15 protein-coding genes are annotated in these 20,800 nt (G+C 47.4%); 12 read left to right on the top strand and 3 right to left on the bottom strand.

The window, feature by feature from the left end; translation table 11 throughout:
- Positions 1-11: 11 nt before the first annotated feature.
- Positions 12-872, bottom strand: a complete 861-nt coding sequence (locus tag GF401_10570; protein ID MBD3345494.1) for a carbohydrate-binding protein — start codon at positions 870-872, stop codon at positions 12-14.
- Positions 873-1,354: 482 nt separating this feature from the next.
- On the opposite strand from GF401_10570, the gene GF401_10575 reads away from it, so the two are divergent.
- The 10 genes from GF401_10575 (at position 1,355) to GF401_10620 (ending at position 15,573) form a co-directional block, all read left to right on the top strand.
- Positions 1,355-2,566 carry an FHA domain-containing protein gene (locus tag GF401_10575; GenBank protein MBD3345495.1) on the top strand — a complete coding sequence of 404 codons (1,212 nt, stop codon included), beginning with the start codon at positions 1,355-1,357 and terminating at the stop codon, positions 2,564-2,566.
- 278 nt (positions 2,567-2,844) lie between these two features.
- A complete protein-coding gene (locus GF401_10580; GenBank protein MBD3345496.1) occupies positions 2,845-5,175 on the top strand; it encodes a T9SS type A sorting domain-containing protein in 2,331 nt (776 codons plus the stop codon).
- 136 nt (positions 5,176-5,311) lie between these two features.
- Entirely contained in the window at positions 5,312-5,956 is a 645-nt protein-coding gene (locus tag GF401_10585) for a hypothetical protein (protein MBD3345497.1), read from the top strand.
- 47 nt (positions 5,957-6,003) lie between these two features.
- On the top strand, positions 6,004-8,352 hold the full coding sequence (locus GF401_10590) for a hypothetical protein (protein MBD3345498.1): 2,349 nt from the start codon (positions 6,004-6,006) through the stop codon (positions 8,350-8,352).
- Positions 8,353-8,440: 88 nt separating this feature from the next.
- Positions 8,441-9,727: a hypothetical protein gene (locus GF401_10595; protein MBD3345499.1), complete on the top strand. Its 1,287-nt coding sequence runs from the start codon at positions 8,441-8,443 to the stop codon at positions 9,725-9,727.
- 115 nt (positions 9,728-9,842) lie between these two features.
- Positions 9,843-11,264 (top strand): hypothetical protein, encoded by a 1,422-nt coding sequence (locus tag GF401_10600; GenBank protein ID MBD3345500.1) that lies wholly within the window; start codon positions 9,843-9,845, stop codon positions 11,262-11,264.
- Entirely contained in the window at positions 11,261-12,355 is a 1,095-nt protein-coding gene (locus tag GF401_10605) for an efflux RND transporter periplasmic adaptor subunit (GenBank protein MBD3345501.1), read from the top strand. Before GF401_10600 ends, GF401_10605 begins: the two co-directional genes overlap by 4 nt.
- 27 nt (positions 12,356-12,382) lie before the next feature.
- A complete protein-coding gene (locus tag GF401_10610) occupies positions 12,383-13,063 on the top strand; it encodes an ATP-binding cassette domain-containing protein (protein ID MBD3345502.1) in 681 nt (226 codons plus the stop codon).
- Positions 13,060-14,286: an FtsX-like permease family protein gene (locus tag GF401_10615; GenBank protein MBD3345503.1), complete on the top strand. Its 1,227-nt coding sequence runs from the start codon at positions 13,060-13,062 to the stop codon at positions 14,284-14,286. The genes GF401_10610 and GF401_10615 overlap by 4 nt, the downstream gene beginning before the upstream one ends.
- A gap of 9 nt (positions 14,287-14,295) precedes the next feature.
- On the top strand, positions 14,296-15,573 hold the full coding sequence (locus GF401_10620; GenBank protein ID MBD3345504.1) for an FtsX-like permease family protein: 1,278 nt from the start codon (positions 14,296-14,298) through the stop codon (positions 15,571-15,573).
- Positions 15,574-15,782: 209 nt separating this feature from the next.
- Here the strand turns inward: GF401_10620 and GF401_10625 are convergent, their stop codons facing one another.
- Both GF401_10625 and GF401_10630 read right to left on the bottom strand, forming a co-directional pair.
- On the bottom strand, positions 15,783-16,643 hold the full coding sequence (locus GF401_10625; GenBank protein ID MBD3345505.1) for a hypothetical protein: 861 nt from the start codon (positions 16,641-16,643) through the stop codon (positions 15,783-15,785).
- A 741-nt stretch (positions 16,644-17,384) separates the two neighbouring features.
- Complete coding sequence (locus GF401_10630) at positions 17,385-18,119, bottom strand: T9SS type A sorting domain-containing protein (protein MBD3345506.1); 735 nt, start codon at positions 18,117-18,119, stop codon at positions 17,385-17,387.
- Here GF401_10630 and GF401_10635 point away from each other — a divergent pair.
- Entirely contained in the window at positions 18,081-19,388 is a 1,308-nt protein-coding gene (locus tag GF401_10635) for a T9SS type A sorting domain-containing protein (protein MBD3345507.1), read from the top strand. The two genes, GF401_10630 and GF401_10635, sit on opposite strands and share 39 nt — an antisense overlap.
- A gap of 246 nt (positions 19,389-19,634) precedes the next feature.
- Positions 19,635-20,264 carry a hypothetical protein gene (locus tag GF401_10640; GenBank protein MBD3345508.1) on the top strand — a complete coding sequence of 210 codons (630 nt, stop codon included), beginning with the start codon at positions 19,635-19,637 and terminating at the stop codon, positions 20,262-20,264.
- Positions 20,265-20,800 lie beyond the last annotated feature (536 nt).

Here is a 20,800-nt window from a genome sequence, read left to right on the forward strand (position 1 = left end):
TACCTTTCAGATTACTTTCTGTTCATGAACATGTGTTCGGTTTGCTTTTTATCCGGAGCAGTCAGTTTGAATATATACATGCCCGGTGCCATCGAATGTGAAGGAAGCGTGTATCTGGATGGACCACTCTGAAAGGATTTGGCTACAAGAGATCCGTCAGGACCATAAAGTGCAATAGTGTATTGTCCTTGTTGTTCGAGATCGATCCGAATACCTGAGCTTGTTGTAATGAAGCTCTTTCGACGATTGGTATGCCTAGACAGTTTTGTTTTTGTTGCGGACTGTGGAATGGTGATATAGGGAGGGACAATTTCATCGTAAAACCGGTAGCCACTGGAATCATTCGAGAGGTAAATCCATTTAAATGCGATAATACCAACACCGCCAGGGTCTGCACCACCACACATCCCTCCTTTTATATAGAGGTCATGAACACCCGTTACACTGGACTTTACCGGAATCCGGTGAATGATTCCGGCCTTCCATCCCCCCGATGGATAGGTGTGCAGGCGTTCTTGTATATTGTCAACTATTAATGTGCCGTTATCAACATCGTCGGTCCGGAATTCAAAAAGACATCCGCAGAGGTTTCCACATGAATAGTAAACATATAAATATTTAAAACCGTTTGCAAAATCAACATCCTGAAATGCAATCCAGTCTCCAACATTGAAATCACCAACACCGCCACTGGCGCAATACTTACTATCATTTGATAAATCGTATGCACAATCCCATTCACCGGTTGTTTCATTGTACCTCGAGCCGTACATGGTATCGCCGGGTGCAATCGCTGAGAATACTGCAGAAGGTACGGCTATTAAAAAAGCAAAACATACCGTTAAAAGCCTTGTATGACGATTAAAAATCATAAATTGACCTCCGTTGAATTGGAAAGAACATGCTCGAAGGGAGATTTTACAGCCTAATCCCTTTATTATCCAATAATATACTAAATTTAACAGCGATAGTGCCGATTTTCTTTAAACCGGAATTAATCGGCTTTTGCAAAACATACTCCAGTTATTCACCACGACCGGCCCGTTCTTCAATCCTGTTAAGGGCACTTCTAATAATTCAGCTGGGGGAAATATCGACGGTTGCTTTAAAATCATTGAAGGTTCATACGAAGAATTATCGATAAGGCTTCTCGAGACGATTCTGAGCAACTCGGAACTGTTTTCAAGCAGTGTTTCCTCGATATGGAATAATTGGATGTTCCGATTTTAAATAATCGGTGTAGAAAATTATATTGAATAAACCAGGCTGCCGGAAAGATGACAGGTAGAAAAAAAATGAACGTATCTGTTGTTTCCTGGAAAGCAGAAAAACCGACCGGAAAGGTACAGACTTTATGGTCAAAGCAGTACTGGATCTGAAAGAAAAGGATGCCATTCTTGTCTCTTACGAATTACCCGAAAAAGAAGTGACAATCGGCCGCTCACGGGATAATTCGATTTCCATCGCCGATAAAAGCATCTCCCGTCATCATGCACTTATCGCTTTCACCGATAAAGGATTCAGAATAAAAGACCTCAATTCTCTCAATAGCATTTATGTTAACGAGATCAAGATAAGAGAAGCTGTTTTACAGGATGGAGACATAATTGAACTCGGGAAAGTCACTCTCATATTCAGGCAGCGGAAACCTGCTCAGGCCCCAGATGGGGGCTCTCACCAGGGGGGACTTGAAGAAACGGCAACGATTCCTGAAAATGGCGAGGTCATGTCCGAAAAAGACGCTCAGGATTCTTTTGAAAGTTTTGCCGAAGAGATAGAAGGGGCTGTCGATGAGCATCTTCATTTAAAAACCGAAATCGCTTCGGTCGAGACAAATCGGCCCGAATCGTCCGAAACACCGCCTTCGGAGGATCTTCTTGCTGAACTGGAAATGCTTGACCGGAACCATCTTTTTTTCCTGCTGAAACTTCGTGGGAAAATTTACACCGGTACCGAAGATAAATTTGAGCGGATACTATGCAATGTTTTCGCCGCTGGGGGCGTTGATGTTGTCATTTCGTTTGAAAATATCTTAGAGATAAGTGCACAAGGATGGCAGATATTATGTAACCATAATCGGGCATTAAAAAAAGAAAATAAAGTACTTCTGGTATCTCATTGCCCCTTGTCACTTATCGAAAATGCCAAAGACGGTTCATTCGGAGAAAACATTTCTTTTTTTGATTCTACCGATATGGCTATGGAATTTTTAAATTCCAGAAAGAATGAAAAAAAGCCTCTCTCGGAGGAAATAGAGGTAGAATCAGAAAATCAAAGACTCGAAATGGAGGTCCTTAAATCGGGAAACATCGCCCAGGAAACAATCGATGTTGCAAAGGAAATGCACACGACGGTTGCGGGCATTGAAAAAGAAATCCTGCAAATAATTTTCGAGAATCCATTTTTTACTCCCGGGCAGATCAGAAAAGCGCTCCGTGATCCGATTCACGGCAATCATCGATGCGGCTATTTCAAGATTCACAATTATCTAAAAAAAATGGATCTGGATACTCCGGCAAAACGGTACGAATTTTATGAGATGCAAAAACAACGATCTCAGAAATAAAAGAACATCAAAGAACAACCAGAGGGCCGTTCCCTGAGTTCACATACGCTCTTTCTCAATTCGCCTCGGCAACGAAGCAGGTTTCAGGATAAGCTCTAAGAAAAAAGCTGGCTACTCAGGTGCCCGTAAATCCGTCGCAACCGGGTTGTTAGCGTGCTATTGTGGGCAAGGCTGGTCCTGAATCAGAATTAATAACATTTAATCGAGAAAATTCCTTATATTTAAACAGGAAAAATGTTTGGAGGTAAATTCAAGCAAAAAATTAAACGTTTAAACAAATGGATTTAGAGGGCTTTCCCATGAAATGTTCCCGCAAATCTTTCCCGGCCTGTATTGTTTTTCTTCTCGCACCGGTGGTGGTTTTATCCGAAACTTACTATGTTGCCACCAACGGCTCAAATTCCAGCGACGGCAGTCTTGAGCATCCCTTTCGGACAATTCAGAAAGCTGCGGATATATGCGATGCCGGTGATGTCTGTGTGATTCGTGGGGGCATGTATCATGAAACGGTAACCCCACAGCATTCGGGGAGTTCATCCAATCCCATTACCTACAAGGCCTATCCGGGTGAGCGGGTGATTATCAGCGGCGCCGATACTGTTGGGGGATGGGACCATTATGAGGGTGATATCTACAAGGCGCCGATTGGCTGGGACCTGGGGCCGGGGCTCAATCAGGTGTTTGTTGACGGCCGGATGATGTGTGAAGCGCGGTATCCTGATGTTGCCGAGGAGTTTGACTATAACAGTGACGGCTGGGTTACAGGACTGGGCCAGTGGGATAAAGGCGAGCATTTTCGTCGGACCCAACCTTTCGATTCGACGCCATCGATTATCCGTCCGGTACTTGCCTATCAATTGCAGGTACTCAGTCCGGACGGAATGGCACACAGAGATTCTTCGGGATATGTTCGGGTCAGGATAACCCATACCAATCCTTACATTCACGGTCGGGCCGATGATTTCTGGAAAGGCGCGATGCTCTGGACCAGGGGGTCGTATTATGCCGGGGGCGGACAGATTGTCGGGTCCCATGATGACGGCGATTTTACCATTCTTTACTGCGATGTCGACCGGATTAAGCATGAAGCCGGTTTTGCGGGGTTTTATCTTTCGGGCCTGATGCATTTCCTTTCTTCGCCCGGCGAGTGGGCGATTGTGGATGGAGAACTCTATCTTCATGCTCCCGGCAGCGATAATCCGTCAACCATGCTTGTTACTGCAAAGAAACGCCATATGGGGTTTGATCTTTCGGAGCGTGATTATATCACTCTCGAAAACCTTGTTTTTCATGCGACAAGCCTTGTCATGCACCGGTCGCGTAATTGCACTGTTGACGGGTGCCATTTTTATTGCGTGAGCCACTATACGGGTTTTCAATGGGAAACCAATGCCCGGAACGGCGGGAGCAAGGAGGAAAAACTGGGGGGCAACCGGGGCATTTATATCGGCGGGTCCGGCAACCTGTTTACCAACAGTTCTGTCAGATGGAGTGCGGGAAACGGTATCATTATGGGAGATACAAACAATGTGGTTGACAATAGTGTTGTACGCTCCTGTAATTATTCGGGAACCTATTGCGCGGGGATATTTCTGGATGCACTCAACGACGATGACGTTGACCCCTCGCACGGGCATATTATTACCCGGAATACCATCAATGCCATGGGGCGGTCGGTTATCCATACCGGCGGGGCCTCGGGCGATTTTGCCGATATTACGATCACCTATAATAATTTTTACGATTGTGTTTTGCTTAATGAAGACGGCGGTATAATTTACGGGGCGGGTTTATGTAACAATAACCTGGAAATCGGCTATAACTGGTTTCGCGGGGTCTATCATTACAATGTCGGGTATGTGTATCTCGATCATGGAGGCGGCAATGATGTCCACCTGCATCATAATGTGTTTTTCCCGAACCCGATCAAAAACGGGACTTTCAATCCGCTGGCCATGGGACCGAGCAATTACTACTACAATAACACATTTGCAGCAGAGACCTATGAATATGATATTACTTTTTCGGAGCACTGGGACAACCTGAAAGTCGAGGCTTTCGGAGCAGCCAATAATATCGACGCATCGGCTGATTCGGCAGACTGGAAATTTACCGACCCGGATAATGGAGATTATACCCTGACTGAAAATTCTCCTGCCAGAAATGCCGGAGTTGAAATCGGTTCTTTTACGACCCGTGAGGGCAAAGTATATTCGAGCCCCACCGAGGGTTTTGCGGAGAGCGCTCCCGACCTGGGAGCCTATGAATACGGGAAAGATCCCTGGGTAGCCGGTCATACCTGGGGGAGTCCTCCTGCGATCGACGAAATATTCACCATAACTACCGGTTCTGTTATATCCTCTGTTCAATCACCTGTCGTGCCACGGCTTTCACTGAAAACTATGGGGCAATTTCTTTGTCTGGATACAGAAGGGCACGGTACTGTTACTGTGAGACTCTTTGACCCCCGCGGGCGGACGGTTTTTTCTTCCATGGTACGAGGTTCGTCGGTCATCCCACTGCCGCAACTCGGCGCCGGAGCATACCTTGTCAAGGCCGGCGACGCCAAAAACACCCTGATCAGGAAACTGATTATTGATCGTCGTTGAGAAATCAGACGGTAGATCTGTCTCTGTATTGTTTCCCCCGGTTTTTTGCCGGTAAAATGGTTGCATCCGGGTTTATTGGAGAGGTATTTTGAAATCGAGGGGGGCAGATAAGAATCAACCGGAAGGAGAAACACTCGTGAGACGATTACTGTTTGCAGGTTTTGTGATGATAATTGCTTCAGGAAGCATTGTTGCGGAGGAAGATTTCGCCGATGCATTTTCCGACAGCCATTCCACTGAAACAGCGAACGAAACAGCGGAGCCCAATGGGTCTGAAGGCACTTCGAATACTTCATCATCTCAATCGGATTGGGCAACTTCCTCGGGAAGCTGTTACGGCAAGGGTGATATTATCGTTTCCGCCGGTATCCCGCTCTGGCCCTTTGGACTGTATGGCGCTTTCGATTATGGTTTTCACGATTGTATTTCCGGGGGTGGCGGTTTTGGGTTCTATGGATATTCCTACAGTTCGTTATGGAAATATCGATATCTACCTATTGGAATTCGGGCCGCTTTTCATCCCTTTAACCTTGAAGTACTTGCCGATAAAATCCCGGTGCGGGACAAACTCGATGCCTATGCCGGACTTGCGTTCGGCCAGCGAATCGGATGGGCTTCCTGGGAAGGTGCCGGAGCAAAGCTGGAGGAACCTGAGGTCGGCGGGTTCATGGTCAGAGAGTATATCGGCATACGGTATTTCCCGACAGACAATTTCTTTCTTACCGCTGAAGAAGGTGGGTTGACCTGGACCCTGAATATTGGCGTTGGATTAAAATTTTAATAACAGTAATCTCTCCGAGTACATTTTAACCCATAGGGAAACATATTATGATCGATTCTCTTTTTAAAGGAACTGTTATTTCGGTCCTGTTGTTGACAATGGTCGTTTCGGCGGACCAAGCCAAAAGCAACAATGCCCCCGCGGAAGAAGAATATTTTTCCTCTCAGTTTTTAGCCAATACCTATGAAGCCGATCCCGACCAGTTTATCGAAATAAAAAACGGTCATCTGTATCTGGGTGAAAAGCGAGTGCGGTTCTGGGCGGTCTCGGGTGGTTTTCCAAATAAAAATGCGGCAGGTTCTTCGACCCATGCGGCGAACAGAGCATGTGTAAAGCGGCTGAAAGAGCACGGGTTTAACATGGTCAGATTATGGCAGGCGCCGTATAAAGACTACAAAAAAGGCGACGGCAGCCGTGAAGACCTTATCGATCATATCATTTATTGCTTTAAAAAAGAAGGATTTCGAATATGGTCGGCCCAGTTTGTGGGTATTGAAGGTGCAACGGCCGAGGAAGTTTCTATTCTTGATGATCCCACAACAGAAGAAGAGTGGAAAGAAGCAATGGGAGAAGAAGAGGTTGATATCGCCGAACATCTTGGGCGGTACTACGATGAGCGGATACACCGTCTTTGCGTTAAAAGGATGAAGCGAATTCTTAATCATGTGAACCAGTATACCGGATTGCGATATGCCGATGATCCCGTGTTTGTTGCCTGGGAACTGGTTAATGAACACTGGTGGTTCAATATGATGAAACGGGGAAAGTTTCTCAATTATCCCGCCTTTTTCCGCAAAGAGTTGTATTCCCAATGGAACGATTATCTTCACAAGAAATACAAGACATCAAAGGCCCTTGATAAAGCATGGATAGGCAACCTTCTTCCGGACGAATCCTTTGACAAAAAAAACATTCGCCTGTTGCCTCTGATTCGTGCGGTGCGAGATGATCAGGCGGCGACACTGGGCGTAGGGGTTTCCGCTGAAGCCGAAAAACAGCAGTACGATCCCGCATTTTTCAATGAAAAGCGTGGAGGCGATGTTATCGAATTTCTGCTCGACCTCTGGATTACCCATAAGCAGCGGGAAGTTGATGCGATCCGCAATGAAGGTGAGGCCATTAAACGAGCGCCTGTTGTCTGGGAAAACGGCGTGGGGTGGGGGATGCCCACCCAGTACATGCAGCAGCATGCCGATGTGATTTCTCACGATTCCTACTGGAACGGTACTTTCCAGACCGATCCTAATCATAAACGCTTCCCCTGGTCGAGTCAGCTCGAAGAATTGCCGAAGATTTCGTGGGACAAGCCGTGGCTCGAACAGAACAGAATGGAAGGCAAACCCTTTTTTGTGTACGAGACCGGATATATGCAGCCGGGGAAATACCGGGCCGAATATCCCATGACCCTTGCCCGGACCGGAGCAATCCAGGACTGGGACGTCATTTGCTGGCATTACTGGGGGTGGCCCCAGGACACCACCCAGGAGGAGCCCTATAACAAACCCATGGATTATGCAACAAAGAAGCAGTTTACACAGGGGTATCATTTCCAGTTTGACGAGGTTTATAATTCGAGCCTCAAAGCCGCGGCGACTATTTTTACACGCGGCCATCTGAAGCCTGCGCCGAACCCTACAAAATTTATTTTCGGCAGAAAAAGCCTCTATAGCTGGTCGATGAACGGGTATGGGGACGCCGGAGACATGTTTGTGCCGACTGCCTACCGCTACGGAATGCGCCTTCTAATCGACCCGGAGCGGGAAAACGACGAGATTATCGGGCCACGGGTCAAGTATCGAGGCGTTTTTGAGTCGTGTCCTATCGAACCGACCGATGAAATCAGTATCGACTGGCAGTGCGGCCATCTTATGTTCGATGCTCCCGGGACGGCAATGTATTGCGGTTTTCTGGCCCAATATCCCGACAAAGATAACGTAGCATTCGAAAATGGCGTTACATTGCAGGATGTTGTTATAACAAATCCTCCCGATATGCCCTATCCGGTGAAAAAAGATGAAAAGTATATCGAGTTCTGTATCGTTTCCTCCGACGGCAAGCCGTTGAAAGAGACCGACAATGCCATCATTTCGCTTGTCAGCACGAGTTTCAACCGGGGATTCGAACTCGATGAAAAACAACATGCAAATCAGGAGTGGAATCCTATTAAAGAGTGGAATATCAATGTCGATGCCATAACAATGCCCAATGATACAACCGGTGATCCTGTTTGTGTCGCCCGCGTAGGCGGCACCGTAATCATTCCCATGCTTGATGGCATGAAATACCAGTTTATTGACTGGCATTCAAAGGTCATCAAGGAAGGAACTGTTAAAAATGGACGGTTAACCATTCCCAGCACCATGCCTGTGTTTATTACAAAATTATACCGTAAATAAGGAGCAAATCAGGATAGGACGATCGTATCGGTTACTATCCGTTCTGCCGTATATGATTTCAGCCGGGGCTAAATGCTATTTTCAATTTATGCCCCGTTCGAATAAATCCTTGCCGCAACTATACCTTTTCTTTCTTTTTGCGTTTGCTCTGCCGGTGGTTTCCGAACCCATTGTCATAACCGGGGCGTCGACGCCCTCATTGCTGGGAAAATCAATTGACAATATACGTATAATCAACGGCCGGGGAAAACCGATACCTTTCCAAATTGACGAATTGACGCCTGAAGGCGAGTATGTATGTTTCCGCGGCGATTCTCCCAATAACGATGAAAGTAATGGAATACTTGATTCGATTGATGAGATTGTATTTTTGAGAAAAGACTGCTCTCCGATTGAAATGTTCCAGAACCCCGCGATTACGCAAAACAGCACGGCCGTTTTTGAAAAAATCGAAATCGGCACGGGGGAGGGGACTAAAATCGCTTACATCTCCAATGATACTTCGATTACCCTTTCCCCGTACTCTTATATTCAGTATGATCCGGTTAAACAGAAAATTCGGACCCCCTGGTACTATGCGGTGTTCGGCAAAGACCGGTTTCATTTCACTCATGCTGGCGTAAAAGAAAAGGGGACTCCAGGGTATATCGATCTCACCAGGGAACTCCGGCTGAAAATTTATCTCAATGCCCTCTGGGGCCTTCTCTCGATACAATATAATGAAGAGAGTCTGGTTTGCAAGGTGAAACGATATAAAATTGGTCCAATTCGTCTTATTCGACGAGGGGACCTCTATCTGAAACTGGGCCTTATCCTCAAAGCAAACAGCGCGGCGGTGAACCAGATCTGCTACCCCCAGATGGTACGAGTACCGGTGTATGTTCATCTGCCGGTCAGGTTTAAATCCTTTCTCAGGGAAGCCTATATTGAGATGACGCCGGTAATATCCGAAAAGGGGAAAGAGTATGATTTCACTATTCCGGAAAAGAATATTACTTTTCCCCTTACAGAAAATACCCCTCTCGATACGCTCATTCCGGTTATGCCCAACAACAGCTACTTTTCCGTCACGAACGGCCTTTCCGGCTATGGATGGCTTGTGAACAGCGATATGCAAAACCGGTATCTTGATGGAAGCGGGTTTCTGATTAGCAGCCCTTCGGACCGCGGGGGGATTGCCCATTGTGGATTCCGGCTCAATGTCCATGACATGCCCAGAGGCTATTATCTGATCACCAACTGGGTGCTTTTTTCAAACAGGGGGAAATCGGGATTTGTTTCTCTCCGCAACAGTCTCAATTCCCTTACGCGGATTTCCACGGAAACTGCAACGGTCCCCAATGCCGTCAAAATTGTGCATGTTGGGCACAAGTAGTACCTGGTCCGGTGCGGGGTTGAATATTTCATTTTGCCGGGGCGTATTCTTTTTTCGATCTCTTTTCCGCCTGATTCGGCGGCTGAATACCGGAAAAAAAGTATATTCATGAATTATGAAAAAGTCGGCGCTCATTTCACTTCTTTTTATTGCTCTGGGGGCAGTTCGGATATGTGGTATTTCCGAAAATGATGTTGTTGTTCTGGCGCTGGAGCAGAGTAGTGAGTTCAGGATTATGCGTCTCAATCGGCTTTCCGACTCCCTTTTTTTTGAGAAAAAGAAGGCAGGATGGCTGCCTCTGGTCGAGTTGTCAACCGAACAGGGAGTGGCGGGAAGTGAGGATTCTGATTTGGCGGGTCTTGACAGTACAAATTACGAATCATCCTATGGGATAGACATTTCCCAGAATATACCGGGCGGGGGGACGGTGTCGGCCGGCATTGAAGAAAGGGTTGCGGCTCCTCTTGAAAAGGGCGCTGTTGAATACGGCGCCGAATTCAGCATCGGTTTTACCCAGCCCCTGTTGCGGGGCGCGTGGGAATTCGGGGAACAGGAATATACGGTCACGATCGCCCGTTTTGACAGCAGGGAGTTTGCGCTCGAACAGAAAAAGGAATTATGCAACCGCATATCCGAAATCCGGCAGTCGTTCTGGACCTGGTATGAAAAAACCAGGCAGCGCGATATTTATATTGGAGAAAAAAAATATGCAAAGCAGCGGCTTGCGATCGAGCGGAAAAGACTTGTTTTAGGCGAAGGGACCCCTCTCGACACACTATCTGCCGCCTTAGAACTTCTGCAGGCCGAACAGCGGTTGCTCAATGCGGAGTACGAACTTTCTCTTTCGAAAAAAAACCTCTCATCAATCCTTGCAATCGACCCCGATTCTCTCGAACTCGATTCTTCAATTACCCTCGAAATATTCGATCCTCCGGAGTCCGATACCTTTATCGCCATGGCCGAAAAGTTCGATCCTCAGCTTAAAATCTACGAAACAATGCACAAACGGCTTGAGTATGAAATTGCATTCAGCAGAAATACCACCCTGCCCGATCTGGATCTGAAGGCGTCTTACAGCAGAATTAACAGTGATGAACGTCTCTTTTCTTCGGGAAAAGCTTTGTTGAGCAATAATCTTGTCAAGTTGATTCTCAACTACTCATTCCCGGCAAAGGAACGGACCATTGCTCTTCGGCAAGCCCGTCTGCGGGGTGAAGTCAACCGGCAAAACCGGGAGCAGTACAAGCGCGATCTTGCTGTCGAACTCTCCGATCTGATCGAACAATGGGGAAAAGAAAAACAGGGGTTTTTGATTACCCTTAAAGCCGAAGAAATTGCCGAAAAACAGCTTGAAGCTGCTGCCGCAGGATATTCTATCGGTGCGGTCGATAATTTATCCTATCTCAAGGCCCGGAACGATTTTACCAAAGCTGCTATCGAGCGGTTACAAAAAGAAGTGACACTGAAAAAGCTCGAAATTATTTTTGATCGGGTTACCGGAATGGTTTTAAATAAGTTCGGAGTAACATTTCAATGAAAATATTCATTTTTCTGCCGGTGTTTTTTCTTCTCTTACTTGCCGGGTGCGGTAAAAAAGAAGTGGAACAGAGTGAAGAACGTCATACCATAAAAAAAGTTAGTCTTCGTGATGTCATGTCTCAGACCGGTGAGGTCCGTCCGATAATAAAGGCGGAGCTAAAATGTGAAGCCAGCGGAAAAATAGAAAAGATTTATATCAAAGAAGGTGAACAGGTAAAGAAAGGTGATACGATCCTTGTAATCGATCCGTTGCGATTGTTGTATAAGCGGCAGAGAACCGAGCTTGCAGTGGATCAGGCCAGAATCCGGAAACAAAAAGTCAAACGGAACTATGATCAGGCAAAGGAGTTGTTTGGGACCGGGACCGTTTCCGAGAAACAGCTTGTCGACCTGAAGAGTGATTTTGAGCTTGCGGAAATCGCCTATAAACAACAGATGCTCGAGCTGAAAGATATCCTTGATCAACTCGACGAGACGGTTGTTTCGGCGCCCATGGATGGGGTGGTTACCGCGCTCAATGTTGAAGAAGGTGAAATTGCGGTCTCTGCAACGACCGGATTCCAGAGCGGAACTTCAATTGGAACGATTGCCGATATCACCAAACTCGAAGTAATTTCGCAAATCGGTGAAGTTGATTATGTCCATCTGGAAAAGGGACAGAAAGTAATTATTAAACCGGCGGCCTTTGAAGACAAGGAGACCGAAGGCACCATAACCTTCATTTCACTCAGTGCGAAGAAATCCGGTGGTGATGAACTCGGTAATTTCGAGGTGATCATCTCGGTCGATTCGATTATTCCCGGCATTGCTCCCGGGATCAATGTCAATGTGGAGTTTATCCTTACCGAGAAAAAGGACATCGTCGGGGTGCCCAATCATTTTGTTAACAAGCGACGAGGCAAATCCTTTGTTTACAAAGTCATTCCCGGCGGTGAGGGCGGCGAAACAATCGAGCGTACGCCTGTTGAGCTTGGAAGTACCGATTTCAGGCACTATGAAGTCCTTTCGGGGCTCAAGCCCGGTGACGTTGTTGTTTTCCGCGATGAAACCGGTGGGTCGGGAGCAAAACAGCGCAGGAAAGGCCCGTAGCATAATTTTCTGAGGGAGTAATCTGCCGTGAAAACCGGATCTGCGGTTATCGAGACAAAAGACCTCTGCAAAACCTATCATTTGGGGAAAAAGCCCGTTGATGTGCTTCACCGGATCAACCTTCGGGTTGCCGCGGGAGAGTATGTTGCGATTATGGGGCACAGCGGCGCCGGGAAATCAACACTACTCAATATCCTCGGATGTCTGGATATCCCCAGCTCCGGAGAGTACCACTTTTCGGGCCAACCGGTCGCATCATTGACAAATTCACACCTCGCCGATATCCGTAACGGAAAAATCGGCTTTATATTCCAGAATTTCAATCTTCTTCCCAAACTCGATATCTTTGCCAATGTGGAGTTGCCGCTCATCTACGGCAGTATTCCCCGCCGTGAACGAATGGAAAAAGTGGAATGGGTGCTTAAACGGGTAGGGTTGTGGGAGCGGCGGAAGCATAAGCCCAATGAGATTTCCGGCGGGCAAAAACAGCGGGCCGCTATTGCCCGTGCGCTGGTAAAACATCCCGCCCTGATCCTCGCCGATGAACCTACCGGCAATCTCGACAGCCACACCACTGATGAGATCCTCAGGGTACTCGATGAGCTTCATGAAGAAGGGAACACCATTGTCGTTATTACCCATGAAAACGATGTTGCCGCCCGGGCACAGCGATTGGTTCGTTTAGTTGACGGAAAGGTTGTCGAATGAAACCGGGCCGTTTCAAAGAAATGGTGGCGGTGAATTCAAAACTCTGCCTGGTCGAAATCCTCAGCAACCGGACACGGACCTTTATTACCACCCTGGGTATTTTCCTCGGCGTGGGAGCCCTGCTTACCAACCTCTCCTTTATCCGGGGTATGGACCGGGACCTGAAACACAACATGGAGATAATCGGGGGAATAAATATCATAAAGATCAGATCGGTGCGCCCCGAGACCAAAGAAGAACGGATGACATTTCAGCAATCGGAAGGTCTTACGGTTGAAGAAGTCGAGAAGCTGGCAGAGAAGTTTCCCTATATCCGGAGTGTGCTTCCTCAAATCGACATGCGATGGAGACCGACCTATGTAAAGGGAACAAAGGAATGGGCGCCGGTTCATGCCGTCGGTCTCGATTACGCGGATACGTATAATTATACAATTTCTTCGGGACGATGGTTTACGCGGGATGATGAGCTTCAGCAGAAACTAGTCTGCGTTGTGGGTGAGGAATATGCCAAACGAATGTTCGGTGAAGGCGGTAATCCTGTGGGAAAAAGCATTCAACTGGAACGCCTGCCCTTCGAAATTGTGGGCATGTTTTCCACAAAGGGGCTTTTCGATAGGAGAGGAAGAGAAATTCTTATCCCCTATGCTGTTTATACACGTCGATTTTCGGGACGCCGGCGTACCAGAGAGGAAGTCGGCATTCGGCTTACCGGAAGCGAGCATATCGACAAGGCAAAGAAAGAGCTTCGACGGAACCTTATTGCCATGCATCGGGGAGTAGAGGATTTTGAACTGGAAATCAATCGTGACAAGATGAAAGAGATGGAAACCGCCCGCATGGGGATTGCAGTTCTGTTGTGGAGTATCGCCGGAATCACCCTTCTGGTGGGCGGAGTGAGTATTATGAATATCATGTTTGCAACGATCGGCAACCGGATCCGGGAGATCGGGATCCGTAAAGCACTGGGGGCACAACCCTTTGATATCTTTACCCAGTTTATTATTGAAGCCATTTTCGGGTGCTTTGTGGGCGGAATACCGGGAATGATTGTGGGGACCCTGACAACGCTGGCCCCCGAAGGGTTTTTCCCCTATGTCCCTATTTTGACAACCGGTGACTATCTCCTTGCCTTCGGGTTTACCGTTGCAATTGGGTTTTTAAGCGGACTCTTTCCTGCCTTAAAAGCCGCGAAAATGCAGCCGGTTGAAGCACTTCAGTATTGAGAGAAAACAATGGTACATTTTATTCGATCAGTATCAGTGGGTATGCGGACATCGCTTATCGAGATGGGTTCGCACAAGCTTCGTTCGGCGCTTTCGGTGCTTGGCGTGCTTCTGGGAGTGGCGTCGCTGGTGGCCATGCTGACCTTGATCGGCGGTATTGATGTCTATCTTAACGAGAAGATGGGGAAGTGGGCCGGAACAGTCTGGTTCTGGAACCGAGATTTCAAAGAAAGCAATAATGACATTTCCTGGAGCCGGTCTCCGGGGTTGCGGTTGTCGGACGGCGATTATCTGAAAGATGAATCACCCTATGTAAAACAGGTGGTGAAACGTATCAATCACCGGGTCCGCTTTTCCGTTGCCGGGGTACGGCGGGGAGGGCGTCTGCTGGGAGTCAGCCCTTCGGCCCTTGAAGACGACAAAGAACATGTTGTTATTGATCGGGGGCGGTGGCCGTCGGAAGATGATTTTAAATTCGGGCGGAAAGTGTGTGTTTTGTCGTGGGAGTTTGAAGAACGCATTAATCAGCGACGTTCCGAGTACAATAAGCAGCTCAAGGGCGAATCCCTTCTCGGGCTGAAGCTGATATACAATAAAAATATACAACTCGATATTATCGGCGTCTATAAGCCCAAAGATCCCGATTTCAAACCCTGGCGTTTGCGGAGGGCGGTTGTGGTGCCCCTCACTACCGTTCAGCGTCATGTTACCGGGTTCGATCCGGATCCCGGCACGATAGAGCTGTCGATTGTGGATGTGGAAAAGCTTCAGGACCAGGCTGATGCTGCCGCCCGGACTCTGAAACAGCGCCACCGGGGCGTTGAAGATTTTGAATACCGGGGCGCGGAATGGCTCGAAAATATCACCAAAATGCTTGGTAATGCCGCCGTGCTCATGGGGGTCGTATCAGTCATCTCTCTTCTGGTCGGCGGATTGAGTATCATGAATGTAATGCTGTCGAGTATATCCGAGCGCATTCGGGAAATCGGGATCCGAAAGGCCCTGGGAGCAAAGACAGTCCAGATATTCATCCAGTTCATTGCCGAATCGGTAACACTCAGCGCCCTGGGCGGCGCAGTGGGCATAACAATCGGCCTGGTCCCGTTACTGCCCGGTATCAGCGATGCGATCAAACAGGGATCGGACGGCGCTATCGAACCGACAATCCTTCCTCACTATCTTGCAGGGGTGGCAATAATCATCGTTGCAGTCGGTATCCTCTTCGGGCTCTATCCGGCAGTGAAAGCCTCGAAAATGAATCCTATCGAAGCACTGCGGTATGAATGATAGTATAATTCCTTCCCGGGCATGGAGGTGCAGCCTGGGCGATAAATCATATATTCCAAATCATAAACAGTGGCGAAGGGGGGGGCGTGTCCTTTTGTTTTCTTCAGGCGCTCGAGCGTTGTTTCTTTCGTACCCTCCTTCTCAGTAGCACGATAACGCAACGGCATGATATTTCCCCCGGGTTCGGAGAACCGATATGCCTGTAGTGTTCATTTTTCCACAATCTCAGCTTTTGCCCGCAGTTCATCCAGAAATGCATAGAGTGCTTTCTGTTTGGATTCCTTGTGTAATTCGCGGGCAATATGGTCGCTTACTTTCTCAAGGGGAATGGGCCCCGGGGGGACATGGTCGTATTTTTTGGCGATATGATAGCCGAATTCGGTCCAGAAAATATCACTGACGTCGTTGATTTCCATATCATCGAACACGACATTTTCAAATCCCTGTACCATGTGGCCCCTGGGGAAATAGCCCAGATCGCCGCCGTTGTCGGCACAATCGGAATGTTCGCCCGCAATTTCTTCAAAGGGGCGTCCTTTCTGAAGTTCGCCTTTGATTTTCCGCATTTCTTTATAGGCCTTCTTTTTTTCGTCATTGCTTTTGCAGTGTTTGACTATATGTGCTGCCCGGACACGCTCGGGGGCCGTGAAATCGGATTCCTTGTTTTTTTCATAGTATGCTTCAATTTCTTCCCGGGTCGGCGCAGAGGGCGCATCGGTGATCTGCTTGAGGAATGCCTCGGTTTTGAGCTGTAATTCAATATCGCGTTTGACGGCAAGGTCGGTTGTTGCGCCTGAACGCTGAAGAAGGTTTTGCTCGCCGCCAACCTGTCGAACGAGCCGGGTATACCGTTCGAGAATCTCCTTGCCGGGAATGTCGATAGACGATTGGGCTGCCGCCTGTCGAAGCAGTACCTGTTCGATAATATTCTCCTTTGACCACTCCATGAGCTGTTTGGTGCGCTCCTCTTCGGATTGGTTTGGGAATTGGCGGTCATAGGACGGCTTGAGACGGTTAAACTCCTTTTGAATCAGGCTATCGTCGACATTTTCACCGTTGATCGTGAGCATATCCTGAATTTCCTTTATCGTTGATGGTTTTCTGCTTTTTTGCGAATGATATTATCATGTAATATAATGCTTGAACTCGAATTATTTCTAAAGATTAGCCTCAATTATACCTATTTACAATGAGTTTGTCTGTTGAGGGTGGATAAAGGCTATGGAAAAACAGCGGCACGGGATTGGCTGAAGGATTTTGCGCGTCGGTTGAGGAAGAGGCTTTCCGGAGGGGCCGACTCATCGATGCTGCCTTGAGGCTAAAAATTCCCTGAACAGCAGAATGGTCAATTAATTTTGTTTGAAATGGAAATATTTTACCAAATCGTTTTTGTTTGGTCCGCGCGGTACCGGCAAGTCGACCTGGTTGAAAGAGATATATCCGCATGCCGCTTTTAATGTGGATGCAGGATGTTTTTGCGATGATCTCCTGAATTGTGCTTTGGCACTTTTGAATTCTAACGGTCGGGTTCTATACCCTTGCGATCAAGGTGAGGGAGACGGTGGTGCATAGATGGGATTATCTCATCTTCTGGTTTCTTGAGAGTGTTTCTCTTTGTTGCTAAAAAGAATATCAAATAGAAATGTAGTTAAGCAATTTTGCACCTGCTTGCCGATCAAGTTATATGATCTCAAGTGGCTTTTTCCCGGAAGATTTGCCGGGTTTGCTGTCAAAAAGGCGGGTTTTATTTAAATATCCCCTCTCATGCAGAGCAGCGAGAGGGGATAGGGATTGGCGCCATATCGAAACGATTATTCAACAACGAATTTTCTAATTGAGGATAATCCCGCTGTACGGCGAATATGAGCATAATAGATTCCCGTAGAAAACTTTTTCAAATGTTTGTCGATAGACGCATTACTTACCGATGTGTTCCTGGAGGTAAAGACGCATCTGCCGGAAGGATCGAAAATCCTGACAGCTCCATTTTCTGCAAAATTCATATGATTATGGCCAATGCTGATGTTGCTGCCGGTGGCGGCGTCCACGTCGCAGAGTTTATAGGCGTCGATGATATAATATTTTAATTTGCTGCCGCCTCGCCCGGTGAACAACAGGTGGACTTTGCTACCGTCACGGGATTGAAAGATCGTAGGACCAGCGTTCTCTTCATATTTAGGCATGTTCCAGGGGATTAAATTGAGTTCGAGTACTCGTGTCCAGGAGTTGCCTGCCGGATCGGTGGAGAGGTAAACGTCGAGTCTGCCTCTGCGGACGCCATGTTTTGATCCGCAGATAAGGTGATAGCCATTCAGCGGATGATTCGGATTGTCGGGTGAAAGGCTTATCGAGCTGATACCGTTTGAAATATCGACACTCAATTGGGTCCAGTTCTGGTCCCACGTGTCACCCCCGTTGCTTGATGTAATAAAATATGGCCGGTTTGCGCGATTGCGTGCATAAAAAATCAGTCCCTGATAATCGGATGACGTAATAAGCCAGGAGCCATGGACCAGATCGAGATTGGAGTTGCCGGATACATCCATTGCTTCCCAGGGAGTTCCGCCGTTGCGTTCAACACAATGCGTAAAGCGGTAGAAATTCTCAAATCACAGCAAATTCTTGCCGGTTTTCGCGGGCAGTGCAGCAGGATATTGCCGAAGGCCGGTAAACGATGCGAAGAGCTGCTTTCATCACTTGATTGCTGGCACAACATTCATGAAGGCACGTATGCCTGGCAACGCCTTCAGAAAACTATCGAAAAGGATATTGCCGGTGGTGTATTCAGCGCAACGCATGCGTTGCCGTCAGTGCAGCAGCTCCAGAATCGGTATCCGGCCAATTATCGCACGATCATGAAAGCGTTATCGGGACTTTGCGCAAATGGCTTTCTTATCCGTGAAGGAAAAGTGTTTCGAGTTGCTTTTTCTGTTATGCAGCGGGGATTTTCGGTGGTTCAATGTTTTGTGTACGGTAATGATCCCGGGATTGTAAACCTTTCGGGACTCAATGGAGATTTTTTGCGGCAATGCGCGCAGGTTGCGCATGAACGCAATATCAACCTTGATGTGATTACCTATACCAGGACCGAAAATGGTCTGGTTTTCAGCAGTCTTCGTAACGGCGATATCCATTTGCACGGCAGCGACAATGTACTGGGATACATTGCAATTAACCGGGGACCCAGAGATAATTCCCGCATGCTGGCAGACATGCTGTTCAGCACAAAAAAACCTGTCGCTCTCTATGATGCTGCCGGAGAATGGGAGCGCCGGTTTATCCGGAATATTCCTCAAGCTAAGATTTTTCAGATCGCAACATCTGCAGGGCCTGGAAGAGATGTCGGGCACTATCTTGCCGATCTTGGGCATCGACATGTCGCGTTTATTTCGCCCTATCATGATTCGTTGTGGGCACAGAACCGCTATCGGGGATTGCAGGAAGCATTGCGAGCTGCAGCCCCATCAAGCTGGACACTGCTAATCGCCGGTGATTTGCCTCCTGAAAATATCGGCCTGATAACAGTCGCTCGGGAGATTGCTGATTTCGATGAACCCCGCCGTTTTTTCAACACCTGGAGCAGTGCGAGCAGGCCGATTTCAATCGCACATAATGCCGGTAATCTAACGATTAATCTTCATGAAATTGTCCAGTCAAAAATATTCATTACATCGATAAACGGCCGAATTCTTATACAGAAAGATTTTTCACAACAGGAAGTTCTGGTACCGCTTAATTCGATTGCTTCGGGATTGTATCTGCTGAATATCATTAGCAACTCCTCACAAATGACACGTAGTTTGATTATTCCTTAAGGATCTGTTCTTGTATTCTTGCGGTGCAGAGAGCTTTTCTCTGCACCGCTTCACAATCATTTGTTGTCCAGGTAAAAAATGTATCTACACCATATTATTTCCAGCACAAAAAGAGGTTTACTATTCCTATATTGCGGCATAAACCTTCTTTTCGCTGCACCGAACGTCCGTATTACCAATATCGCTGATATCGAGCAATTTTTTAACACCCAAATGGTAAAAGTAGCTTTTACCGGTAATGATCACATGCTTTACTATGTAGATTTTTCCATGCAGGCTCCTGTTGTAACACCGATTTCAAATGCTCCGGAATGCTCGAATCTTGCCATGTCGCCGGATGGCAACTGGATCGCTTTTCAAACTGGATCAGTGACCGATGGGAGCAGTGATGAGTCGAGTACTGCATGGATTGTGGAAATCCGGGAGGACGCTGTGCCGATTCAGGTTTCTGAGACCGGTTTGGGATGGACCCCGCGGTTTTTGCAGGGGGCGGATACTCCCACGGTGGTATGGGCTTCATGCGGATCTCATCCTACACCTGATGCCTCTGCCTGGGAAGGTTGCGGGGCAATGTTGAAACGCACCTGTGCAGAGGGCAATTTAGGCCCTGTCGATACACTGTTTGCCGGTGGTGCCTATTTTGGCGGGGCCTCATATAGTGGCCTCTTTCTAAGTTCTGCAGAATATAGAAAGAATGGCTTTCTTAAAGACCTTTCAACTCCTGTGGATGATCCTCCAGCTGTAATCCATAATATGACATGCTTAAAAAACGCTGGCGGGGATTCAACCTTTGCACTCCAGGTTTGTAACCCCTCTGCATCTCAAAGCAGAAATTATCAAAACGTAACCATGTTTCTTGATTTTGGCTATTCTTAAATGACGGGATATTTTCTGAGTGCTACCCTAATGCGCAAACCTGGGGATTTCATGAAATCATCTTTATCGCAAACGATAAAGGAGAAATTCTTAAGCAATTCCAGGTCCGGCAATTTGAGATGACGTCGGATAACGGTGTGCCTGTCGCAAATGAATGGAACCATAGCGAATGGTCGACTCATCCATACTTTGGCATCGCATGCGAGTATATTACCCGCAAATGGCCGCATCCATCTATTCCTATTTTAGAACCATCAAAAAAAATGGAGCATATCACTGCCATAAATCTCAAAGACTCGGTGTACCTTCGTCTTATTTCGACCACCGATACAATCAGTAGTAATCATAGCGGCTTTTATTTCAGTGCATTGCATGTAGCTACACCAGATGGATTCCAGGAAGAGTGCTGGCTGGGTGATTCATGCTCGAATGCGAGTCAGATTCCGTTCAGGAGCAGCATAGCTGTACCGGATATTTCTATTTCCGGTAATAAAATTTCCAGTAGAGCACCTATTCTAGAATTTGCAATTTTTCGA

The sequence above is a fragment of the Chitinivibrionales bacterium genome (genome assembly GCA_014728215.1).
Classification (GTDB): domain Bacteria; phylum Fibrobacterota; class Chitinivibrionia; order Chitinivibrionales; family WJKA01; genus WJKA01.

Bases quoted from the DNA above. Each gene is read 5' to 3' on its own strand.
- GF401_10570 (MBD3345494.1), bottom strand. From the start codon at position 872: ATGATTTTTAATCGTCATACAAGGCTTTTAACGGTATGTTTTGCTTTT.
- GF401_10575 (MBD3345495.1), top strand. From the start codon at position 1,355: ATGGTCAAAGCAGTACTGGATCTGAAAGAAAAGGATGCCATTCTTGTC.
- GF401_10580 (MBD3345496.1), top strand. From the start codon at position 2,845: ATGGATTTAGAGGGCTTTCCCATGAAATGTTCCCGCAAATCTTTCCCG.
- GF401_10590 (MBD3345498.1), top strand. From the start codon at position 6,004: ATGATCGATTCTCTTTTTAAAGGAACTGTTATTTCGGTCCTGTTGTTG.
- GF401_10595 (MBD3345499.1), top strand. From the start codon at position 8,441: ATGCCCCGTTCGAATAAATCCTTGCCGCAACTATACCTTTTCTTTCTT.
- GF401_10600 (MBD3345500.1), top strand. From the start codon at position 9,843: ATGAAAAAGTCGGCGCTCATTTCACTTCTTTTTATTGCTCTGGGGGCA.
- GF401_10605 (MBD3345501.1), top strand. From the start codon at position 11,261: ATGAAAATATTCATTTTTCTGCCGGTGTTTTTTCTTCTCTTACTTGCC.
- GF401_10615 (MBD3345503.1), top strand. From the start codon at position 13,060: ATGAAACCGGGCCGTTTCAAAGAAATGGTGGCGGTGAATTCAAAACTC.
- GF401_10620 (MBD3345504.1), top strand. From the start codon at position 14,296: ATGGTACATTTTATTCGATCAGTATCAGTGGGTATGCGGACATCGCTT.
- GF401_10625 (MBD3345505.1), bottom strand. From the start codon at position 16,643: ATGCTCACGATCAACGGTGAAAATGTCGACGATAGCCTGATTCAAAAG.
- GF401_10635 (MBD3345507.1), top strand. From the start codon at position 18,081: ATGGACCAGATCGAGATTGGAGTTGCCGGATACATCCATTGCTTCCCA.
- GF401_10630 (MBD3345506.1), bottom strand. From the start codon at position 18,119: ATGGATGTATCCGGCAACTCCAATCTCGATCTGGTCCATGGCTCCTGG.
- GF401_10640 (MBD3345508.1), top strand. From the start codon at position 19,635: ATGCTTTACTATGTAGATTTTTCCATGCAGGCTCCTGTTGTAACACCG.